Source organism: Pseudomarimonas arenosa, from assembly GCF_014841215.1.
GTDB classification, from domain to species: Bacteria; Pseudomonadota; Gammaproteobacteria; order Xanthomonadales; family Xanthomonadaceae; genus Pseudomarimonas; species Pseudomarimonas arenosa.
The window spans coordinates 150,660-172,576 of record NZ_JACYTR010000001.1; the positions used below are offsets into that span (position 1 = coordinate 150,660).

12 protein-coding genes and 1 tRNA gene are annotated in these 21,917 nt (G+C 63.5%); 9 read left to right on the forward strand and 4 right to left on the reverse strand.

The window, feature by feature from the left end:
* Positions 1–36 precede the first annotated feature (36 nt).
* Positions 37–1,302: a cyclic di-GMP phosphodiesterase gene (locus IFO71_RS00700; protein WP_192027592.1), complete on the forward strand. Its 1,266-nt coding sequence runs from the start codon at positions 37–39 to the stop codon at positions 1,300–1,302.
* Between the two features lie 116 nt (positions 1,303–1,418).
* A complete protein-coding gene (locus IFO71_RS00705) occupies positions 1,419–2,246 on the forward strand; it encodes a hypothetical protein (RefSeq protein WP_192027593.1) in 828 nt (275 codons plus the stop codon).
* Between the two features lie 11 nt (positions 2,247–2,257).
* Here IFO71_RS00705 and IFO71_RS00710 read toward each other — a convergent pair whose 3' ends face one another.
* Positions 2,258–3,343: an aromatic ring-hydroxylating oxygenase subunit alpha gene (locus IFO71_RS00710; RefSeq protein WP_192027594.1), complete on the reverse strand. Its 1,086-nt coding sequence runs from the start codon at positions 3,341–3,343 to the stop codon at positions 2,258–2,260.
* Between the two features lie 493 nt (positions 3,344–3,836).
* Between IFO71_RS00710 and IFO71_RS00715 the strand changes: the two genes are divergently transcribed.
* Positions 3,837–4,976: a hypothetical protein gene (locus tag IFO71_RS00715; protein WP_192027595.1), complete on the forward strand. Its 1,140-nt coding sequence runs from the start codon at positions 3,837–3,839 to the stop codon at positions 4,974–4,976.
* 109 nt (positions 4,977–5,085) lie between these two features.
* Here IFO71_RS00715 and IFO71_RS00720 read toward each other — a convergent pair.
* Positions 5,086–5,162: transfer RNA gene (locus IFO71_RS00720), tRNA-Arg, on the reverse strand.
* Between the two features lie 137 nt (positions 5,163–5,299).
* Here IFO71_RS00720 and IFO71_RS00725 point away from each other — a divergent pair.
* Positions 5,300–6,070: a hypothetical protein gene (locus IFO71_RS00725; RefSeq protein ID WP_192027596.1), complete on the forward strand. Its 771-nt coding sequence runs from the start codon at positions 5,300–5,302 to the stop codon at positions 6,068–6,070.
* Between the two features lie 280 nt (positions 6,071–6,350).
* On the opposite strand, the gene IFO71_RS00730 is transcribed toward IFO71_RS00725, so the two are convergent.
* Positions 6,351–8,783 carry a thrombospondin type 3 repeat-containing protein gene (locus IFO71_RS00730; RefSeq protein ID WP_192027597.1) on the reverse strand — a complete coding sequence of 811 codons (2,433 nt, stop codon included), beginning with the start codon at positions 8,781–8,783 and terminating at the stop codon, positions 6,351–6,353.
* Positions 8,784–9,323: 540 nt separating this feature from the next.
* Between IFO71_RS00730 and IFO71_RS00735 the strand changes: the two genes are divergently transcribed.
* Positions 9,324–9,761, forward strand: coding sequence for a group I truncated hemoglobin (locus IFO71_RS00735; RefSeq protein WP_192027598.1), 438 nt, complete (start codon positions 9,324–9,326; stop codon positions 9,759–9,761).
* A 223-nt stretch (positions 9,762–9,984) separates the two neighbouring features.
* Here the strand turns inward: IFO71_RS00735 and IFO71_RS00740 are convergent, their stop codons facing one another.
* The gene (locus IFO71_RS00740) at positions 9,985–12,501 is read right to left on the reverse strand and encodes a S8 family serine peptidase (protein WP_192027599.1); all 2,517 of its coding nucleotides are present in this window, start codon (positions 12,499–12,501) and stop codon (positions 9,985–9,987) included.
* Positions 12,502–12,893: 392 nt separating this feature from the next.
* On the opposite strand from IFO71_RS00740, the gene IFO71_RS00745 reads away from it, so the two are divergent.
* The 4 genes from IFO71_RS00745 to recD all read left to right on the forward strand — a co-directional run bounded on the left by IFO71_RS00745 (position 12,894) and on the right by recD (position 21,893).
* The gene (locus IFO71_RS00745; protein ID WP_192027600.1) at positions 12,894–13,199 is read left to right on the forward strand and encodes an Mpo1-like protein; all 306 of its coding nucleotides are present in this window, start codon (positions 12,894–12,896) and stop codon (positions 13,197–13,199) included.
* A 65-nt stretch (positions 13,200–13,264) separates the two neighbouring features.
* Complete coding sequence (gene recC, locus IFO71_RS00750; RefSeq protein WP_192027601.1) at positions 13,265–16,657, forward strand: exodeoxyribonuclease V subunit gamma; 3,393 nt, start codon at positions 13,265–13,267, stop codon at positions 16,655–16,657.
* Positions 16,654–20,172 (forward strand): UvrD-helicase domain-containing protein, encoded by a 3,519-nt coding sequence (locus IFO71_RS00755; RefSeq protein WP_192027602.1) that lies wholly within the window; start codon positions 16,654–16,656, stop codon positions 20,170–20,172. The genes recC and IFO71_RS00755 overlap by 4 nt, the downstream gene beginning before the upstream one ends.
* The gene (recD, locus tag IFO71_RS00760) at positions 20,169–21,893 is read left to right on the forward strand and encodes an exodeoxyribonuclease V subunit alpha (RefSeq protein WP_192027603.1); all 1,725 of its coding nucleotides are present in this window, start codon (positions 20,169–20,171) and stop codon (positions 21,891–21,893) included. Before IFO71_RS00755 ends, recD begins: the two co-directional genes overlap by 4 nt.
* The last annotated feature ends 24 nt before the right edge of the window (positions 21,894–21,917 follow it).

A 21,917-nucleotide genomic window follows, 5' to 3' on the forward strand; every position in this document is an offset into this window, starting at 1 on the left:
CTATCATGACCGCAGGTCCGGTGGTGACCCCCGCTGATGCGCGTCGATCAGGTCTACATCAAGCCCGAGCAGCTTTGTATCGGGCTTTATATTCATCTCGATCTGGGCTGGATGGATCATCCGTTCACCTTCAGCAGTTTCAAGATCAAGTCTGAAGAGCAGATCGCCACCATTCGCCAGCTTGGCCTGAGCAAGATCCGCTATGAGCCAGGCAAGAGCGATGGCCCACCATCCGCCGAGCAGCCAAAACCATCAGTTCAGTCGGCACCGGCGCCGCCGGCCATTGACGAAGCGGTGCTGGCGGAAAAGCGCGCCCGGGTCGAGCAACTCAATGCAATCAAGGCCGAGATCGAAGCCGTCGAAAAGAAGTTCCGCAAGGCCGCCGATACGCTGAAGAACATCTCGCGCAACCTGCACTCACGTCCACAGGAGACCATGCAGGAAGCCAATGAGCTGGTCAGCAGCATGGTCGAGAGCATGCTGGCGATCGGCGATGTAAAGATCCACGCGATGAGCCAGAAGCTGGGCGAGGACGTGTATTTCCACGCACTCAACGTAGCCGTTCTGTCGATGGTGCTGGCCAAGGCGGTGGACGCCGATGCTGACACCCTGCAGCAGATTGGCCTCGGCGCTCTGTTCCATGACGTGGGCAAGAGCGAGCTGCCGACCACGGTGACGATGAAGACTCAGGCCTTGAATCGCGCCGAGCAATCGCTGCTGGAAACGCATTGCAAGCTGGGCGGAAAACTCGGCCTCAAGCTCGGCCTGCCGGAATCCGCCCTGCGCATCGTTCTGCTGCATCACGAATGCTGCGATGGCAGTGGCTACCCCACCCAGGCCAAGGGCGAGCAGCTACCGCAGGCGGTCAAGATCGTCGCCCTGGTGAATGCCTACGACAATCTCTGCAACCCGACCAACCCGGCCAATGCCCTGACGCCGGCCGAAGCGCTGTCGCAGATGTTCGCCGTGCAGCGCGCCAAGTTCGACCAAGGTCTGCTGAAGGCCTTCATCAAGTGCATGGGTGTCTATCCGCCAGGCTCACTGGTGCAGCTCAGCAATGACATGATCGGCCTGGTGCTGTCGGTCAATGCCAATCACTCGCTGAAACCGAATGTGTTGGTGCACGATCCAGATATCCCCAAGGATCAGGCTGTGGTGATCAATCTGCAGGACAGCGATGACCTGAAAATCATCAAGAGCCTGCGCCCCAATGCCGTACCCGGCGAGACCCGCGACTACCTCAATCCGCGCAAGCGGGTGACCTACTATTTTGACCCGCAGACGGCCAAGCCGGGTGGATAGGGTCACACCTTGTCGTTTGACACATATCACGGCCGAATCTCAACACATTGTTGCAACTTCAGTGAAGCGACAACTAGACTGCGCCCCCTGCATTGCCTTCGCCCGAGGATTTCGTCTTGTCGCCCAGCTCAATATGTCTTGCCGCTACTCTGCTTGCCTTTTCGTCGCCGCTGCTGGCCGGTTTTCAGCGCTGCGATGGCTGTGCGGCAGGCGCCATGGAGCAGGTCGCGCTGCGGGCTGGCGTGGGACGACACATCGTGGCTGACCTGTATCACGGTCAAGCAGCTGCTTTCGATGTCAGCTATGAAAGGGAGATCGCGTCATGGATAGCCATGCCGGTACCGCTTTCAGCCCAGACAAACCAGGCGGTCGCGGCATTGACGGCATTCCATCGGGAGACCGGCGGCGCGATGGGCAAGACGATTGAACTGCATGCGCACGAATTAGGTTTGAACGGGCTGGGAGGCGCGGGCGCCTATGATGTGCTGGGCGATCGAAACCTTCGTGTGCGGATTGAAGACCGCCTGGGTAGCGGCATTCCGTTGCGGAACGTCCCCGGAGCTGTCGGCGCCCTATTCGAGACTGCCACCTTGACCTTCATGGCCTCGCAAGGCATTGCCAGCGGACCGTTTGTTGAGGTTGTTGTGACGTTCCAAAATGGAACACGGATGACATTTCGGGTGACCGTGGGGGAGGCAAGCGCAGACTATCTGGAGGGCAGCGCACGCAATGCCAATGGTGAGGGACTGCTGGAAGAGGCCAGCCCTGAGTACGCCGGCACCTACCATTTTCCCGCAGGCAACTCGCTGGATGACTTCATGCGGAGGGCCGCACAGTTCGGCATACCGGTCGTCGACGGCGGTACCACCGGAGGTGTGCCCATGGTCACCTGCTCCTTCAATGGCGCTCAGCTACATTGCACCATTCGGCGTAACACCACCTGAGCGCTCGGAACTCACTGAGCCAACGCCTTATCGGTAGCCCCATCGAATGCCTGCCGCAACAACTGGTGGAAGTGCCATACGCCGCCCTCACGCCTGGGGCAGAGCCGGCCCGCTTGATACACACCGGAGGACAAACCCTTCTGCACCGCCTCGCAGATGCGGATATCCTCCTGCTGGATCAGATCGCTGAATTCCAGATCCTTGTCGGCGCGCGCCAAAGCCGCCGGGTCATCGGCATAGAAGAAGTCAAACTCAACCCGGCAGCGCTCGTTACCGAGCGGCAGCACGCGGTTGGTCTGCAGCCGTCCCGGCATGATGTTCAACATCACGTTCGGATAGACGAAGTAATACCAGGCATCGCCATCGCCATAGATACCGTCGTTGTTGCGCAACGGCGAATGCTGTAGCGAGTACCAGGGGAACAGCTCGGTGTCGTAGGCGCGGTAATCCAGCACCTTGCTCAGGCCGGGATGCACGTGCGGCAGGTGATAGCCCTCCAGAAAATTGTCGACATAGACCTTCCAGTGGCAATCGATGTCGTAGCTGACCCGTCGCTGGAACACGTAGTTAGAGAGATCAAGCGGCGCGATGCGCTCGATGATGCCGCCATACACCTCGCCAAGCGGCGGCACCTCGGCGTCCAGGGCGACCAACACCAGACCCTGCCACACATCGACGCGGATCGAATCGAGCCTGATTCCTGAGCGCTCAAAGTCCTCGGCCCCCTCCATCTCCGGCGCGCTGCGCAGATCGCCGTCCAGGGTGTAGGTCCAGCCGTGGTACTTGCAATGCAGCGCCTTGGCGCCCTTGCCGTGACACCAGGCCAGGGGCCCGGCGCGATGCTTGCACACGTTGTAGAAGGCGCGCAGACCACCGTCAGGATGACGCAGCACCAGGATCGGGCGTCCCGCCACGTCGTCGACCAGATGATCACCGGCCTGCTGCAGTTGGCTGACATGTCCGACCAGCTGCCAGCTGCGGGCGAACACCCGCTCGGCGTCGAGACGGCGGATATCGCGCCCCTGGTAGTACTGGACATCCAGCGCCGAGGCCCGGCTCAAGCCCGGCTGTGCGGAAAATCCTGGCTGTGCCGCCATCCCCTGCCCCTTGGTGAACGCTGAACCAATGCGCAGAGTAGAGCCTGCGCGGCCTGTAGCTCAACAGTCAGCCGACCCGTGAAGCCACATCGGGCGCCGAGGAAGGATACCCGCAACGCCGACCCGCGTATCACCCAGCGATGCGCCTATCTGTGCTAGTTGCCACAGCGCAGCAATCAGCTAAGTCCGATTCTGATACCTTTGCCCAGGCGGCCCGCCCGCAGCCATGGGCAACCCCATCCTGCTGCAACTCGTCGGGACGAGCTCAAGTCGCCCTGAATGGACCGTGGCCTGACTCAACCGGGCCAATTTGAACCGCATATTTCTGCGCAAGGCCGCAGGACGCTTTGCAGCGAAAGCGCAATGTGCGCGACCTCGCCCACTTCGCGGCGTTGCCTTGTGCAGCGCTCATGGCCTGCCGAGCTATCAACCCGGCGGGCCAGCCCGGCTTCCTGCACGACATTATCCATCCGACACACGGACATCAGACAGCATGAACATGCGCATCTCACTGCTTTGCATCGCGTTAGGCTTGACCGGCCACTCCGGACTAGCCCAGGCGGAAACGGTCGAACTGTATCGTCACCTGGTCTTTCGCGAGTCGCCGTATGCGCCGATTCGGGGCATACATCCGCTCACCAAACATGCCGCCCAGCAAGCCGCGCACTATCGCTTCGTCTACGACGACCAGGGCCGACTGACCGAAGTCTCCCATCGCCTCGGTGATCGAATCATCGGCCATAACGGCAACTGGGACAATTTCATCTGGTTCGCGCCCAAGGTACGCATCGAGTACAGCGCTAACCAGGAAATCCATCACTACTACAGTATCGACGACACCCCGGCAGCGGCCCACGGCAAGGTGCTGAAAGCGGCGTATCAGCTGGGGGCCGGCGGCCAACGCACTGCCCTGCAATTCTTCGATGCCGAAGGCCAACCAGTAGAAAGCGAGTGGGGTATCCAACGGTATCAGTGGCAATCCGACTCCCAGGGCCGAATCATCGAACAGCGATTCAACCTCGCCAATGAGCAGGTACGCATTCGCCCGGAGTTCGAGTTTTTCGAAGTTCGCCTGACCTACGACCGCGACGGCTTGCTGAGCTTCATGCACCACTATGGCAAGGACGGCCAGCCGACCAACAACAGCAGCGGCGCCGGCATCGATCGCATCGTCTACGACCTCAACGGCAACTTTGTGCGCTGGCAGGTGTACGACAAGGACGGCAACGCCGTGGAAGGCAATGAGCCGATGGTGCATCAGGGCGAAGACCTGTATGACGGACTGGGCAACAAGATCGGCCTGCGTGGATTCGATCGCCATGGCAAACGCATCGCGTTTTCCGATGGCAGCTACGAGATCCGCACAGTCTATGACCGCTTCGGCAATCAATCGGAGTTCAGGATTCTGGCGGAGGATGGCAGTCTGGCCGGGCATCTGCGCCACGAGTACAGCGCCGACGGCCTGCAGCGCCAGTGGATCAAGTCGTTTGACCAGGAAGGCAGGCTCAGCCCCAGCCCGGCTCTGGGTGGCGCCGCCGCGCTGCAGTTCGTCTACGAGTCGGGCGCCCGCACTCCAAGCGGACGCAGGCTGCTGAACGCCGAACTCGGCCCGTTCAACTCCGGCGAGGGCTAGCCTGCAACTGAGGCTCAGCTGGCAGCGCGCGCCTTGGTGCCTCCGGCCAGATTGCATCACGGCGCCTGCCCGGCCCGGGGCCACGGGGACAATTTCACCGTGATGAATTTGGCGCGCCGGGAGGGACTCGAACCCCCGACCACCAGGTTCGAAGCCTGGTGCTCTATCCAACTGAGCTACCGGCGCGGTGCTCGGCGGCGATTGTAGCCGGCCGCGGGGGATTCGTCAGCGTGAGCGTTGGCCGCCGCCCAGTATCGACCGCCATTGCGGACCACATCCGGCCGCTCGACGGCTGCACGAGAAGTAAAAAAGGTCACATCACGGTGACGGCGGTCAATGACGCCCCCAGCGCCGGCTATGCACCGAATGAAGTCTGGCCCGCGGGCGAGGCGGGAGCCAAGACTTCGGCCGGGTTTGTGATCTCCAGCTCAGCCGGCCCCGGCAACGAGAACGCGCAAACGGTGAGCATTGATCTCACCGTGGACAGTGATCCGAGTGGCCTGTTAAGCGGCGTGTCGATCGATGCCGGCGGCTTGCTGAGTTACACCCTGAGTGGCAACAGCGGCGCCGCCCGCCTGAGGCTACAGGCCACCGATGACGGCGGCACAGCCAACGGCGGCATCGACCGCGGAGAGGTGGTTACTCGCCGCATCATCGTCGGCGACGGCGTGGACATCAGCTTGTCGATCCGCCGCGGTCAGCCGGCGGGCAGGCTGGGCGAGGCTCTGACCCAGGGCAGCACCCTGGCCGACTACACCATCGAGGCGCGCAACAACAGCGCCCAGGACGCCAACGGCCTGCGCCTGGTGGTGGCGCCGATCATCGGGCTCACCAATGTGTTGTGGACTTGCACCATCACCGCCTGCACCCCGCCCAATGGCAGTGGCAGCATCGACACCACCGCCGACCTGCAGACCGGCGGCGTGCTGCTGATCGGCCTCAGCGGCACGGTCGACAGCAATCAGCCGTTTGTCGAGATCACCGCGCAGGCAACCCTGCCCCAGGGCACGACCGTGCTGCTCACCGATGATGATCGTCGCGTGCTGATCGAGTCGACTGGGTGGAACGGGGTGTTCAAAAACGGACTGGAGTGATCAGGGCTATCTGCGGTGTGCGATGCGCCGCGGCTTGGCGACAAAGCCAACGCTGAGGCTCTGCTCCTGGCGGGCTCAACACGCAACGCGGAAGTTGCCGTCGCTCCGCCACCCCGGAACCGATGCCGTAACCCATCGATTCGCCGACGCCGCCTTGCTCCCCTTTCCCGCCAGGGGAGAGGGGGCATTGAATCGCTTCGGTTCAAGATCTCTGCGGCTTCGCGGAGCGAGACTCGCTGCTACCCAGACCTCGCTTGGCGAGGCGCCTGGCCAGACGGTCTCAGCGCCCGCAGTTTGACCGTGCCGCGGCGGAGACGATGTCGCCCTTGAGGCTTTCACTGATCAAGCCTGCCTGCACGAACTGGCGTGCCTCTTGCGCAACGCAGGATTGATAGCGCCCATGATTGCGCCATGCCTCAGTTGTGCCTCGCGGCCCAGCACACGGGCAAAGCTCAGCAATCGAGCATCCATCGGCATTGGCGATAACGTTGGGTTCAGTTGTTGGACAGCCATCAACCACATTGCCTATGCCGTCGCCATCCAGATCCGGGTCGCAAGCATCGCCGATGCCGTCGTGATCGAAGTCGAGCTGGCTTGGATTGGCGATCGATGGGCAGTTGTCGACTACGCTGTCGACGCCATCGCCATCGCTGTCCAGATCGCAGGCATCGCCCAAGCCATCGCCGTCGATATCGGTCTGCGCGGGATTGTGGACCAGGGGGCAGTTGTCGACGGCGTCGGCGATACCGTCAGCGTCATCATCCTCGTCGCAAAGGTCGCCGAGGCCGTCGAGGTCGGCGTCATCCTGCGCGGCATTAGGCTGCAGTGGACAGTTGTCGACCACGTCATCCACGCCATCGCCGTCGCGGTCGGCGTCACAGGCATCGCCAATGCCGTCGCCATCGACATCGCTTTGGTCGGGATTCGCCGTGGCCGGGCAATTGTCGGCCGGATCATCCAGGCCATCGCCGTCAGCATCGATCACTCGCGGCCGCAACACCACTGCACGTATGCCGAGGTTGGTGATACCCGCCTCGCCCACGAACAGGCCCTGATCATTCAGATCGAAGATGCGCAATTGCGTCATCAGCGGCAGCAGCGGATCGCTGGGCTCGATCAGCTCTCGAATGATCCTAGCGCCGCGGGTTGGCGTCCACAGGTTGTCGACTGACCGGGTCTGCCCGTTGCTGTTTTGCCACTGGGCGATCAGCACACGCATGCCATCGGTGATACGGAAGGCGCCGGCGCCGGGCGTATTCGGCATCACAGGCAGTTGCATCAGCTGCCCGTCGCGCCACAGCACCGGTTGAAAGCCTTGCGCATCGTAGCCGCGCCCTGCTACCCAACCGCTGAGGTTGATGCTCGATCCTTCGCTGTAGTCGAGCCCACCGGGCAAGTCACCGATCGACTGGATGCCCGCTGGCGCCGACCAGACAAAGCCATGAAGACGACCGGCGACCGGTTCGTAGCGCGCGGAACCGGTGACCACTGCTGCATTGTTGATCGCGTTGGGGCGAACATAGGGGTGTTGAGGGAACGGCTCGATAAGTTGAACGACGCCGTCACTGCGGCGGAGGAAGCCGCGCGCGTCCCAATCCGTGCCGGAATACCCAACAATGTCGCCATTGTCGTTGATGGCAGTCAGCACGGTCGGCTGCAGTCCGGCGATGCCGTCCACCATGGCAATCGGTGCCGGCGGCGCCCACAGAAAGGGCAGATTGGAACCATCCAGCATTCGACAGCTACCAATAACTGCGCGCTGCAGATTGATCGCCCTGCCTTCGCAGGCTGCCGCGCCCGGCAGCAGCGGAATATCGCTGCGCACGCCATCGTGGTGCAGCACCCAGCCCTGACGCCCGCTGCTCGACACCGAGACGCCGAGTACATCGCCTGCGGCGTTCAGCCTCAGTGCGGCGTGACTGTGACTAGGAGCCGGTGCGCCACCCAGGTCGACAATTTCGTAGAGCGGCTGCGTGCTTTCGCCGAGGTAGTAGGCTTCGACCTGTTCAGAGGACAGGCCGCAGTCCAGCAATTCGACCTCATCCAGGACGCCACGCATCGAGTTGCCTAACCACAGATCCGCATCGGGAGTGATCCCAGCCAGCGTCACCAGACTGGGCCAAGCGTCCGGATTGTCTGGCTGACCATCGACATAGGCTCGTAGCCGCTCAGCTTCTCGATCCACCACCAGAATGATCTGATGCCAATGCCCGTCACCGAGGTCGTGCTGGCCTCGCAGGGCAACGCTGCCACCCTGCCCATCCTGGACTACATAGAAGCCAGAAGGACTATCGGCATTGCCATCGCTGGGCGTAGGATCCTGGGCCGAGATGCTCCAGCGTTTGCGCAAGGCTGGGTCGGCATGGAATTGATGGCGGATGATGAAGTTCTGAATGCTGGGGCTGGTATCGACAATGCGCGCCCACAGCACGACGCTGAATGAGCCCGCCTCGGGGTTCAACGCCGCACTGCTCGGCACCACCACCTGGCTGCTACCGTCGAACTTGAAGCCCAGTCCGGCGATGCCAGCTTCAAACTGAGTGTTTCCCAACAGGCCGTGGTGAACGCCAAGCGCATCACTGGCATCGCCATCGGCGCTCCAGCGGCTTAACAAGGCGTCTTCTGGGGAGGCCGGACACGGCTGACCAAGCGCCGGCAGTGACAGCATCGACGCCAGCATGCCGGCCAAGAATACGGGGGTTCGATTGATCATTCGCATCTGGCGCCAGCAAGTAGCGCCACTCGCGCCGCTCCCGGGCGGCGCACATGCAGACATCGCCGGATCGTAGTCAGCAGATTGGCCCCAAACCGAAAGATCTTTTGCTGCTGACTCGAATGTGTCAGCTTGGTGAGGGTTGGCGCAAGGTGAATAGTTCACTCTTGGTCGAATGGCCATCATTGAACCGGCCAATTGATGTTTCAGTCGGCTGGTTCAAGCAAGCAATCCATGGATGAACTGCTCGCGCCCAGCGACGCGTCGCGACGAAGCGCCCGCGCATACGAGCATGCCTGCCGTGAGCCGGTCAAACGGTACCGGACGCGCGGGACTTTATCTTGAACGGGATGTTCAAACTTCAAGTTGCCGCAGCAATAGCAGGCTGCTGAGACTGGGGCCGGTGCGGCCTTGACCATGGTCCACGCAGTTGGTGATGCCAGCCGCGCGGCTCAGTCAGCTACAGGTTCGGCATTGGGCAGTGCAACTCTTCGATCTCGGCGCGCGTATGCTCCGTGTGTCCTGACGATGGAGTGTTCTATGCCCTATGCGATCCCCCGCTCGCTTTCCGTTGCTTGTCTGGTACTGGCGCTCGCTGCCTGCCAGCATTCGGTCCGTTCTGAGCGTCCCCTTTACGATCAGGTGGGCGGCGAAGCAGGCGTCGCCGCGGTGGTCGATGGCCTGCTGCATCGCGTGCATGGCGACAGTCGGCTGAACGGTCTGTTCGAGACTACCGATCTCGAGGATCTGCGCCGTCTGGTCAACGAACAGCTATGCGAAGCCTTGGGTGGGCCCTGCGTGTATAGCGGCCGCAGCATGGAAGACGCACACAGCGGATTGGCCATCACCGATCAGGAGTTTGACTGGTTTGTGGAACACCTGGTTGCCGCGATGAATCATGCCGGTGTGCAGTCTAAGCACCAGAGCGCCATTCTTGCTGTGCTGGGACCGATGCGACCGCAGGTGGTGGGGCAGTAGGTTTGCTTGCTGTTTTGCTGTTGTTGCTGAGTGGAAGAACACACCACCCAATCTCCCCCTCCGGCGCTTTGCGCGCAAGGGGAGGAGCAGGAGCAGGAACAAGTCCTGCTCAATGCGAACACCCAGCTCCGAATCCCGAATCCCGAATCCCGAATTACTCATCAGATAAAAAAAGACCCCGGCCGAAGCCGGGGTCGTAAGCCCTACCTTGGGAATCGTAGGTTTAGAACTGCATGCTCCAGCTGTCGATGTAGCCGGTGTCGCGACGTGCGCGGTCACGCACACGCAGACGCCAGGTACCGTTGGCCGCTTCGCTGGAAGCATTGACCGTATAGGTCTGCTGGATGTTGTCAGCGCCGGCGCCGGTGCGGTTATGCAGGTTGTAGACGCTGCCGTCCGGAGCGACCAGGTCGACGATCAGGTCACCGATGTAGGTGTGTTTGATGTCCACGGCCACCTGCAGGTTGGACGGAGCATTGCCGCTGCGGCCACTGACGGCGATGTTGCTGTAAACGCCGGTGGAGTTATTGTCAGGAATCGCCGCATCGGTGGTGTTCTCGAAGAAGCTCGGACCGGTACCGCCACTGGGCGGAGTGAAGCTGCCGGTCAGGCTGGCACCCGAGAAGGTCGAGTAGGCATTCACCATCACGTAGTAGGTACCCGCCTGCGGCGAGGCAAAGGTGCAGGATTCGGTGTTGCCCGATGCCCAGCTGCGACAGTCATAGCTGCTGGTGGTCGGTGCAGAACCAAACCTGACGTACAAGTCAGCATCGCCCGAGCCGCCCGACAGGTTGAAGCTCAGGTTGCTGGCGCCGGCCGGTACCACCATGGTGTAGGCCAGCTGAGTTCCAGTCGAGCCCGACAGGCCGGTCACCGGCACGCCATTGGCCAGCACGGTGCCGCCAGTCGGCGGTGCGCTGTCGGTAGTGGCCTGACCGATACCGCTGTAGTTGCCGTTGTTACCAGCACCGTCATAGGCGCGTACGCGGTAACGATAGGTGGTGGCAGCCGTCAAGCCGCTGTCCGCGTAGCTGGTCGAGGCGGTGGTGGCGATCTGGGTGAAGCTGGAGCAGCTCGCACCGGCGCAACGCTCAACCTTGTAGCCAGCCAGACCCGAACCACCGGTGTCGGTCGCTGCCGACCAGGACAGGTTGACCGCGCTGGTGCCAGACGCGCTGGCCGACAGGCTGCTCACCGTGCTCGGCGGCGTGGTGTCGGGGGTCGGGCCACCCAGGGCAGCAATGGCCTGCGGGATGCGAATCATGCCGTAGCCAAAGTTATTGTCGCGACCGCTGGTGCCGAGATCTTCCGCGGTCGAGGTGATGGCGTTACGCACGTCGACATTGCTGGCCGACAGGTTCGAGCTCCAGATCACCGCGGCGGCACCGGCCGCATGCGGAGAGGCCATGGAGGTGCCGTCCAACGATGCATAGGCACTGGCATTGTTATTGGCGATGGTATTGACGTTGGTGCTCTGATTCAGCCGGCTGGCAATGATCTCTTGACCATCTTCCTGCGACATCGATACCGACGGAATGGTGGTGCCGGTCGGGGTCGACAGCGTGCCGCCGAACGAACCGGGGGCGTTGTTGTAGACAATCGCCGCTACACCGCCGCCGCTCTGGGCGTTCAGAACCTTCTGCTCAAACGAGATGTTGCCGCGCTGACACAGCACCACCTTGCCCGACCACGAGCCCACGCTTTCGCAGGTGCCACCGTTGACGATGGCACCGGTGCGCGACAGCTGCGGGCTGTTGGTCATCGCGGCGACGATGTAGCCGGCACCGCCGACCGTGGTGGTGGCGCTGGCAATCGGGTAGGTGCTGAGCACAGCCACGCCCGGCGCCGAGATCTCAACCTGGCTGTTGTACTGCGAGAAGTCAGCCTTGGCCTTGGCACTGTCAATGGCCGCTACCGACATCACACTGTTGTACGAGGCCGGATAGCTCATCGTGCTGTTGCCGTCGTTACCAGCAGCCGCGATGCTCAGCACGCCTTGGTTGTACAGGTTCTGGAAGCCATTGCTCTCGGCGGTATTCGAGCTGCCGCCGCCGAGCGACATATTGATCACCAGCTTCTTGCCAGCGGCGTCAGCTGCGGTCTTGCAGCGGTTGGCTGCGTCGATCAGGTCAGAGGCATACGACCAGCCGCAGCTGGCGCCACTGAACACCTGCACGAAGTACATCGACAGCGAACCGGTGGCAACGCCAACTACGCCGGTGCTGTTGTCCTGGGCGGCGATGGTGCCGGCGACATGGGTGCCGTGGCCGCAGCTATCGCTGTTCCAGCCGGACGGATAGCCGCCACGGATATCGAGGCCGGCAAAGTCTTCGTGGTCAGCCTTGATACCGGAGTCGATCACGCAAACCATCACGCCAGCGCCGTTGTGGCCTGCAGCCCAGGCGGTCGGCGCGCCGATCTGGCCGATGCCGTAGGGCTGGGTTTGCGCCATCGGATAGCGCGGCGGATCCACCTCAACCGACTTGACGCGCGGGTCACTTTGCAGCGCGCGCAACTGATCTTTGGTCATGGTCGCGGCAAACGCGCCCAGCTCTTCGAAGTTGTGATGCACGCGGCCAGCGGCCTTCTGCTGCATCAGGCTGCGCGTCATCTGCTGCGGCGATACGCCGTCGTGCAGATTGACGATATAGCGCTCCGGCGCATCGCCGGCGGAGGCGGCACCAGCGAACGCCAGCGTGACGCTGACGGCTAGTGCATTGAAGCGATTCTGCTTACTCACTGGTGACTCCCCTCATCTGACGTAAAAGTGACCCGGCGCGGCACTTACACCGCGCTGCAGGTCGGTCTCGTGGAACGCGGTCGACACTAGCAGCGTTTTGCTCCGGTTCATACTTGCGTCAGGATTCGTACAGAAAAGCCGAGGACTGCACGTTTCCCGCCCGACTCAGTGACTTAAGTCACAGAATGAGTCGGCAGGCATGGAGTGATTCACGACCAACGGCATTAAACCGCCGACTATCGGTGATCACCAGCCATATTTCTGTCGTTTTCGAGGCCTGCAAGGGCCCCAAACCAGGGCATTGCTGAACCAAGACGGGGCCGGCTTGCTGCCGCCGCCCGAGTGCAGGACCATTGCCGGGCCGCTTCCACCCGTCGGAAAACGTCCCCGCGATGGCCCAGTACCAGAATTTCGAAGAGTTCTATCCGTTCTATCTGTCCGAACACAGCAACCGCACTTGCCGGCGGCTGCATTTTGTCGGCAGCGCCTTGGTGCTGGGGGTACTGCTAGCGGTGCTGATCGGCTCCCTGTCGCTGGTCTGGCTGTTGGCCGTGCCCGTGGTGGGCTACGGCTTTGCCTGGGTCGGACATTTCTTTTTTGAACACAATCGTCCGGCCACATTTAGCCATCCGCTGTACAGCCTGATCGGTGACTGGGTGATGTTCCGCGACATGTTGATCGGCAAGATCCCCTTTTGATGGCGCAGCCCTTCGCCCAGCCGGTCGCCAGTCCGATCGTCCGCCTGCCTGTCGAATAAGCGCCCATGTCTCAGGAATCGGCCGCTGAGCTGCCGCTGCGCGGGTTGTTGGTATATCGAGCAAGTCGCCTTGAAGCTCTGCTTGAGCCTTTGGCCGCCTTGCTGCGGGCCTGCCCGCCGACAGCATTGCTGGCGCCGGCCGAGCTGATCTGCGCTCATCCAGGCATGCGCCGCTGGTTGCTCAACCAGTTGGCCCAGCAGGACGGGCCGCGCGGCATCGCCGCCAATTTGCGTATCGATCTGCCCGGCCAATGGGTCGAGCGGATGGCACGCCAGCACGGTCGCGGCCTCGATCTTCCCGCCCCAGCCGGCCCCTTGCTGCGCTGGCGGGTGTTCGATCTGCTTGGAGAAGGCGCGGCGTTGACAGGCAGCCCAAGCTTCGCCCGTTATCTGCTCGACGACCCGGCCGGACGACGCCGATGGCAGCTGTCACAAGCCCTGGCCGATATCTTCGGACGTTTGCTGGTCTATCGCCCGGACTGGCTGCGCAGCTGGCAGCGTGGCCAGAGCGCCGTCGATCGCGATGCCGATCTCGCCGCGCTATGGCGCCAGCTGCGGCAGCGCTGGCCAGAGCCATTGCGCATCGATCAGCAGGAACAGATTCGACAAGGCCTGTTTAACACGGCGATCGAACCGACCCCGCTGCACGTATTCGGCCTTGCCCATTTGCCGCCCAGCACGCTGGATCTGCTGCGCGCGGCGGCGCAACAGCGACCGGTGGTGCTGTATTTCCCCGACCCCTGCCGCGAGCACTGGGTGGGCCTGCGCGATGATCGTCAGCGTCTGCGCCAACTGATCTCCTCCGGGGTCAATGCGCAGACCGAATTGCTGTATCTCGGCACCGAGCACCCCTTGCTGGCCAGCCTGGGGCGGCTTGGACAGCATTTCTCGGCACTGCTGGCAGGCGCCGATTCCGAGGTGTTGCTCGATGTGCGGCATTGGCAGGATGAACGGCCGGAACACGCCGCCGTCAGCCTGCTGCACCAGGTGCAGGCCAGCATACGCGAACTGGATGTCGCGCAGATCCAGCCTCCCCCTGGCGCCGGCGATGCGCTCCTGGCGCAAGATGCCTCATTGCGCATTCATCGTTGCCACAGTCGGCTGCGCGAACTGGAGGTGCTGCGCGATGCCTTGCTGCAGGCCCTGAACGACCTGCCCGATCTGCAGCCCAGCGACATCGCGGTACTTTCGCCCACCATGCAGGCCTACGCGCCCCTGCTGCCGGCGGTGTTTGGTGCCGCTGCCGATCCGACCAGCCGTTTGCCCTATCACGTAGCGGACTTGCCGCAATCAGCCGACCACCCGCTGTTCGCCACCTATCTCAGCCTTCTTGGCATGCCGTTGCGGCGGATGACCTGCGGCGAACTGCTGGCCCTGTTGGACCTGGACATGCTGCGCCGTGGACTTGGCATGGACGAAGTGGGTCGACAGCAGCTCGAGCACTGGTTGCGCAGTGCCAGCGTCGCCTGGGGCCTGGACAGCGAGTCGCGCCAACAGCACCAGTTGCCGGACGACCCTACCCATAGTTTCGCCTGGGGCATGGATCGCCTGCTCGGCGGCCATCTGCTGGGCGAAGATGCGGCCGAGGCCGGATTGATCGACGGCGTGCTGGCGGTCGATGCCCTGGCCCTGGGCGACAGCCCGGCCCTGGGCGGCCTGTATCGCCTGCTCGGCGAGCTGCATACCTTGCGCCGCTGGGCCGAAACCCTGCAGCCGGCAAGTCGCTGGTCGATCCACTTGGCGCATCTGGTCAACACCTTGTTCTCAGCGAAACTGGATGATGAGCGACAGGCGCTGACACAACTGCAAGCCTGCCTCGGACGATTGGAGCAACAGCGCGCCGCCAGCGGTCTCGATCCTGAGCTGAGTCACGCACAGGTGCTGTCCTGGGTCAGCGATGCACTGGCCGAAGTGCCAGAGAACACTCCCTTCCTGCATGGCGGCATCAGCTTCTGCGGCATGGTGCCGCAGCGCGCCTTGCCCTTTCAGGTCATCGCCGTGCTGGGATTGAATGAGGCGGACTACCCGCGACGCGAAGCGGCTGAACAACACGATCCGATGCGTCTTGCCCCACGCCCAGGTGATCGCAGCGTGCTGATCGATGATCGCTACCTGTTCCTCGAAACCCTGATGTCGGCGCGTTCACGGTTGCATCTCAGCTATGTCGGCGAGCAGCCAGCCAGCGGCAAGCCGGTGAATCCGTCGGCGCCGCTGTTCGAACTCGATCGGCTGCTGCAACAGCGATTGCCGATGCGCGCAGAGGGCGGCCAACTGCTGCGGCCCTGGTGGATCGATCATCCCCTGCAGCCCTTCGACCCGCGGTATTTCGTCGACTCGCCCCACCCTGGCCTGTTCACCTACCACGCCGGGTTCGCCGCCCGCCCGCTTGCCGCCAACGTCGACGGTAGGGTGGACGCTTGCACAACCGGCGATACCGACCGCCAGGCCAGCGTGTCGGTCAAACATCTGTTGCGTTGGCTGCGCGACCCGGCAGCCGAGCTGCTACGCGATCGTCACCAGGTCCGCCTCGACGGCGTCGATGTCGACCAGCTGCCCGAGCACGAGCCCTTGGATCGTGAATCGGCCAGAGGCCAGCCGCTGTGGCGCCATCTATTGGAGCAGGCGCTGCGAAATGCCTCGCCGCCGCCAGAACACCCCGATCCACTCTTGCTGGCCAGCGGCTGGCTGCCGGCGGCTGAGTTGGGGGCCAGCATCTACCGCGCCGAACAGCACAAGGCGCTGGACTTGTGGCAGCACACCGAACTTAACACGCCGCTGTGCCGAGCCAGCCAAGGCCAATGGCATGCGCTTGAGGTGCAGGACAAGGCGCATGGTCTTGAGGGCAGACTCGATCGAGTCTGGTTGGGGCCGGACTCGGCCTGGCTGATCGACTGGCAGCTGCAGCGCAAGAAGACCGATCGCTGGTCGGTGCGATTGCCCCTGCTGACCCGCTGGTTGCTGGTTTCACTACACCCTGACCTGCAATCACGCCGACTGCAATGCGCCTTGATCGACGAACGCGGGCTCTACCCCATGGCCATGCAGTTGAACGCGGTAGCCGCCCAAGCCGACTTTCAGTCCTGCGCCGCGCGTGAATGCCGAATGGCGGCGCTGCGCCAGCTGCTGGACCTGTACCGTCAGGCCGAACACCAGCCCCTGGCCTACTTCCCACGCCTGTCCGCGGCGGTGCAGCAAGGCAAGGGCGAAGAAGCGACCTGGCTGGGCAACAGCTTCCAGCCAGGCGAACGTGACCATGCGCCAGGCTATACGCGGCTGCTTAGCGGTGAGGCACAGCTCTGGTTGCGAGGGCATCCGGCCGCCGAGCAATTGCGCGCGGTCGCCGAACGATTGGCTGCCATGCTGGAGCTTTCATTCTTGCGCCCAGCGAGCCCCCGATGAGCGCCTGGCATACCATCGAGTTGCACGGGCGCAGCCTGATCGAGGCCAGTGCCGGCACTGGCAAGACCTGGACAATCAGCGCCCTTTATCTGCGCCTGCTGCTGCAAACCGACTATCGGCCGCAGCAGATTCTGGTCGCCACCTTTTCCGAAGCAGCGGCGGACGAACTGCGCGAACGCATTCGCTCGGTGATCGAAGACGCCGTCGAGCAGCTGAGGCCGGGGGGCAGGCCCTCACCCGGCTCGGCGCTGCTCACTCTACTGGGCGGCGACGAATCCGCCGCGGCTACGGAATACACCCGTCTGCGGCTGCAGCTGGCTGCGCAGGAACTGGACCTGGCGCCCATCGGCACCCTGCACAGCCTGTGCAAGCGCATCCTCAGCGAACACGCTCTGGACACCGGTAGCCCGATCAACTGGACCCAGCTGCTGGACGAACGCGCCTTGCATGAGGACGTCTGCCTCGACCTGTGGCGCGGCTTGATTCATGGACAGCTGTGCCAGCCGCTGCAACGTCGGCAGCTGATCGCCGACGGGCTGAGACGTCTGCAGCAGGCGCTGCGCCTGCTGACACAGCTTGACTCTGAACCCATGATTCCATCGGACGACAAGCTGGCTGAGTGCCAGATTCTGTCCGAGACCCGCTGGGCTCAACCCTTGCGCCAACTGGCCGACATCGATGGTGTGTTTGCGCGGCCCAACAGCGCCATCCGCGGCGAGCTGCGTGACCTGGCCGATCTGCTGCAATCCGACGACGGCCTGCCGAAGAACGCCGCCAGCGGCTTCCCCAACCTCAGCACCGGGCGGCTCGATGCCGAGCCACTGAGCAAGCAGCTTCGCGCCAATGCGCAGTCGCTGTTGCAGCGCGACCCCGCCTTTCAGTTCGCCCTGCGTGCGGTCGCTGTGCTGCAGCATGCGGCACTCAGCCTGCGCGGCAGCGCCCTGGCCACGTTGTTGCCGCATTATCGACAGCGTCGCGCGGCTGCGCTGCAGCGCAGCGAGGGTTTTACCTACCAGCTATTGATTGATCGGGTGCAACAGGCGCTTCGCCCATCGGCTGGTGAAGCTGGTCTGGCCGACACGCTGTATCAACGCTGGCCGGTTGCCATGGTCGATGAATTTCAAGACACCGATGCCAAGCAGTACGCCATTCTCGATCGCCTGTATCGCAACGAAACTGGTCAGAGCCGCGGCACCCTGATCATGATCGGCGACCCGAAGCAGGCCATCTACGGTTTCCGCGGTGGCGACCTGCTGACCTACTACGCTGCTGCCGACTCGGCCCAACAGCAGCTCAGCTTGACGGTGAACCATCGAGCATCGGCTGCTTACGTGACCGCGCTCAATTCTCTGTACCAGGCGGCGGGGGATGGCTTTGCCATGAGCGCACTGCGCTACCAACCAGTGAGCGCCAGCCCGCGCCGCGCTGATCGGCCCTATGAGCAGCATGGCAGCCCCCTGCTGAGCCCGCTGAAACTACATGTGTTGGACGCCGACAAGATGCCCAACACGCTGGCCGAGCGCAACGCCTGGGCTCTGGCCTCGGCGGCCGAGCAAATCGCCACCCTGCTCAACGATCCTGCGCAGACGGTGGCTGGCAAGCCCCTGCATGCCGGTCAGTTCGCCGTGCTGCTGCCGACCAATGAGCAGGTGGCGGCGATGCGCGAACACCTGCGTCGCCGCGGTGTACCCTGCGCTGGCGCCGGGCGCAGCGATGTGTTCGCCACTGCCTGGGCCGAGGCGATTCAGCTTCTGCTCTGGGCCTGGCTGCATCCGGGCGACGGCGGCGCCCTGCGCGCCAGTTTGATGAGCCCCCTGTTCGGGCTGCAGTTTGCCGACCTGCTGGCCCTGGAGCAGCAGCCCGACGCGCTGGCCCAGCACGCCGAACAGTTCGCCGCGCAGGCTCGCAGCTGGCAGCGCAACGGTGTGCTATCGGCCCTGATCCCGCTGATCGAACAACAGGCCGCACGGCTGCTCGACCAGCCCGAACGCGGTGAGCGCGCACTCACCGACCTGCGCCATTTGGGCGAACTACTGGCCGAGGCCGAGAGCGAGGGACGCCACGGGGAGGCGCTGTGGCGCTGGCTGTCCGACCAGCGCGATGCGCTGGATGAGGAGCCCGGCGAAGAGCGGCAACTGCGCGTCGAGTCTGATCGTCAGCGGGTCAAACTGATGACCCTGCATGCCAGCAAAGGCCTGGAGTTCGACTTTGTCATCCTGCCGCTGTTGTTCAGCCAGACCGGTCGTGCCGTCGATCTGCCACGGGTGTTCGATCAAGGCAGCGCTGAACTGCGCATCGATCTTGGCAGCGACCACTACACCCGCAGTTGCGCCGAGGCTGCAGCGGAAAACCAGCGTGAGCGACTGCGTGTGCTGTACGTGGCCCTGACCCGCGCCGTGTACCGCTGCGACCTGTGGCTGCTCGAACCCACCCAGGATCAGTCGAAGCGCAGCCCGGGCGACCCGCAGCGCGCCGCCGTCGACCGCCTGCTTGAGCCTTTACTGAGTCAGAAACCCTGGCCCACTCTCAGCGGCATCGAGTGGTGCCCGGCATCACCCACGCCCGGCATGACCGGTCTGCTCGATCGCTCTGAAGCAACACCGATCGAGGCGCGACCACGCGAGCCCTTGCCCACGCCACGCGCGCTGCGCCGGCAAGTCAGTTTTTCCAGCCTGGCCCACGCCGGCCCAGGCGAAACCCGGCGCGCCGAGGACGAGCCCGAACTCGATGATGCCGCGGCGGGCGAAGCCGAGCCGAATGCCACCCTGCTCAGCTGGGCCAGTCTGCGCGGCAGCCAGTTCGGCAATGCCCTGCATGGCATGCTGGAAAATCGCCGTCTGGATCAGGCCTTTTCTCAGCAAGCCGAATTGATCTGCGATCAGTTGCGCGCATTCGGACTTGCCCACGTGGCGCAGACGCCGCAATGGGTTGAGCGCATTGGCCAGCGGCTCGACCGAATTCTGAACACACCGATCCGCCCGGGATTGTGCTTGCTCGACCTTGACGCCGGCCAACAGCAGCCTGAGCTGGATTTTCGCCTGACCCTGAGCCGTCTGTCTCTAGGTCGACTGCGCGAGGTCTGCGAGCGCTACGGCGACACGCGCATGCTGCCGCTGCACTGGCGTGATGAACAACTGCGAGGGCTCCTGGTTGGCAAGATCGACCTGGTATTCCTGCACGAGGATGCGCTGCACGTGCTGGATTACAAAAGCAACTTCCTCGGTCTGTCCCTGCGCGACTATGCCGCACCGGCGCTGCAGCGGGCCATGGATCACAGCGCCTATCGCTTTCAGGCCCTGCTCTACAGCGTCGCTGTGCACCGTTATCTGCGCCAACGCCGCCCCGACTATGAACCTCAGCGTCACCTCGGCGAAGCCTGCTACCTGTTCCTGCGCGCCGTTGGGCTATCGCCGGCAGATCCCGAGCTTGGCCTGTGGCGGCATCGCTTCGATCAGCGCCTGATCGATGCCGTCGATGCAGTCCTGGCCGATCAGGACGAGGCCGACGCCGCATGAGCCGTTTCGACTTTGCCGCACTGAACCGCCTGCCGGCCGATCTCAGCGATCCTTTTGAACAGGCCGTTTGGCGCTGGACCCTGGCCCACGGCGGCGATGCTCTGCTGGCCGAGCGGGTCGCGCGCACCGCACGAGCAGAAGCAGCAGGCGACAGCTGTCTGGCTCTCACAGGCGCACAGGCCTCGCGTCATGGCGGGACCGCCCTGGATAGCCAACAGCTGCAGCAACTACGGCGCAGTTCGCTGATCAGCGATGGTGGCCACATCGCGCCACTGGTCATCGACGCCCGCCAGCGGCTGTATTTCTGGCGCAATTGGCGACATGAGCAGCGCATCAGCGAGCAGATCGTGCAGGCGCTGAGCACAGCCGCTGATCAAGCCGCTAGCGAGTCGCTGGAGGCAGCGCTGCAGCAGGCCTTTGCTGACAGCGACCCGGCGCTCGACTCGCTGCAGCGCAAGGCAGTGCGACAGGCATTGTCGCGTCGACTGCTGATCCTCACCGGCGGGCCCGGCACCGGCAAGACGCGCACGGTCGGCCGGCTGATCGAGGCCGCGCGGCGGCTGCACGGCGAGACACTGCAGATCCACGTCGCTGCCCCCACCGGCAAGGCCGCGCAGCGCTTGAACATGCTGTTCGATCGCGATGCCAACAACGTCACTGCGGCACAGACGGTACATCGTCTGCTCGGGTTTGATCCCGACACCCAGCGTTTTCGCCATGGCCGCGAGCTGCCGCTGAAGACCGATCTGCTGATCGTCGATGAAGTATCGATGCTGGACCTCGGCACCTTGCGAACCCTACTGGAAGCCGTGCCACCCAGCACCCACCTGGTATTGATGGGTGATGCTGAGCAGCTGCAGTCGGTCACTACCGGCTCGGTCCTGGACGATATCGTGCAGGCACTCGAAGGTATTCCGGACTCTCCGGTGGTGCGCCTGCAGCACGGTTTTCGCAGCGAGCACGGCCTGTTGCCGGTATTCATCGCCGCGCAGCAGGGCGATGCCAAAGCCCTGACCCGCGGCGCCGATGATCTGTTCGCGCCGATCAGCCTGCGCAGTTGCGCTGATCTCACGCAACGCGATCAGCGCCTGCACGACTGGGCACTACAGCTGATCGATCAGCTAAGCGGCGCCGTCACCGGACAAGGTGAGCAGGACGCGGCGCGCTTGCTGCAAGCCTGGCAACAACAACAGCTGCTATGCGTGCTCAACGAAGGCCCCTTTGGTGCCAGTGAAGCGGCCTTGCGGATCGAAGCGCGGCTGCGCGAAGCCTGGCGTGTGCTACCGGGCACGGCCAGCTTTGCCGGCCAGGCGATCATGGTTCGACGCAACGACTATGCGCGAGGCCTGTTCAACGGCGATCTTGGCGTGCTGCTGCCTGATACCAGCAGCCGTCTGCGTGCCTGGTTCGCCGACCCGATGAGCAGTCGACTGCGCAGCTTCGCCACCGGCGATCTACCCGAGCACGCATCGGCCTGTGCGCTGACCGTACACAAGAGTCAGGGCTCGGAGTTCCCCCGTGTCGCCCTGCTGTTGCCGCCCGATGCTGAATCGCGAGTGCTTAGCCGGCAGCTGGTCTATACCGCGCTGACCCGCGCCCGCCAGCGCGTCGAAATCTGGGGCGACGAGGCAGTGTTGGGAGCCGCTCTGGCCAGGCGCAGCAGCCGGCTCGGCGGCCTGCGCGACCTGCTGGTTCAGCGCTGCGCAGCACTCCGCGGCTGAACCAGCGCTACACTGCGACTTTGC

Coding starts and splice junctions, on each gene's coding strand:
- IFO71_RS00700 (WP_192027592.1), top strand. CDS start 37: ATGCGCGTCGATCAGGTCTACATCAAGCCCGAGCAGCTTTGTATCGGG.
- IFO71_RS00710 (WP_192027594.1), bottom strand. CDS start 3,343: ATGGCGGCACAGCCAGGATTTTCCGCACAGCCGGGCTTGAGCCGGGCC.
- recD (WP_192027603.1), top strand. CDS start 20,169: ATGAGCCGTTTCGACTTTGCCGCACTGAACCGCCTGCCGGCCGATCTC.
- IFO71_RS00735 (WP_192027598.1), top strand. CDS start 9,324: ATGCCCTATGCGATCCCCCGCTCGCTTTCCGTTGCTTGTCTGGTACTG.
- IFO71_RS00745 (WP_192027600.1), top strand. CDS start 12,894: ATGGCCCAGTACCAGAATTTCGAAGAGTTCTATCCGTTCTATCTGTCC.
- IFO71_RS00715 (WP_192027595.1), top strand. CDS start 3,837: ATGAACATGCGCATCTCACTGCTTTGCATCGCGTTAGGCTTGACCGGC.
- recC (WP_192027601.1), top strand. CDS start 13,265: ATGTCTCAGGAATCGGCCGCTGAGCTGCCGCTGCGCGGGTTGTTGGTA.
- IFO71_RS00755 (WP_192027602.1), top strand. CDS start 16,654: ATGAGCGCCTGGCATACCATCGAGTTGCACGGGCGCAGCCTGATCGAG.
- IFO71_RS00730 (WP_192027597.1), bottom strand. CDS start 8,783: ATGATCAATCGAACCCCCGTATTCTTGGCCGGCATGCTGGCGTCGATG.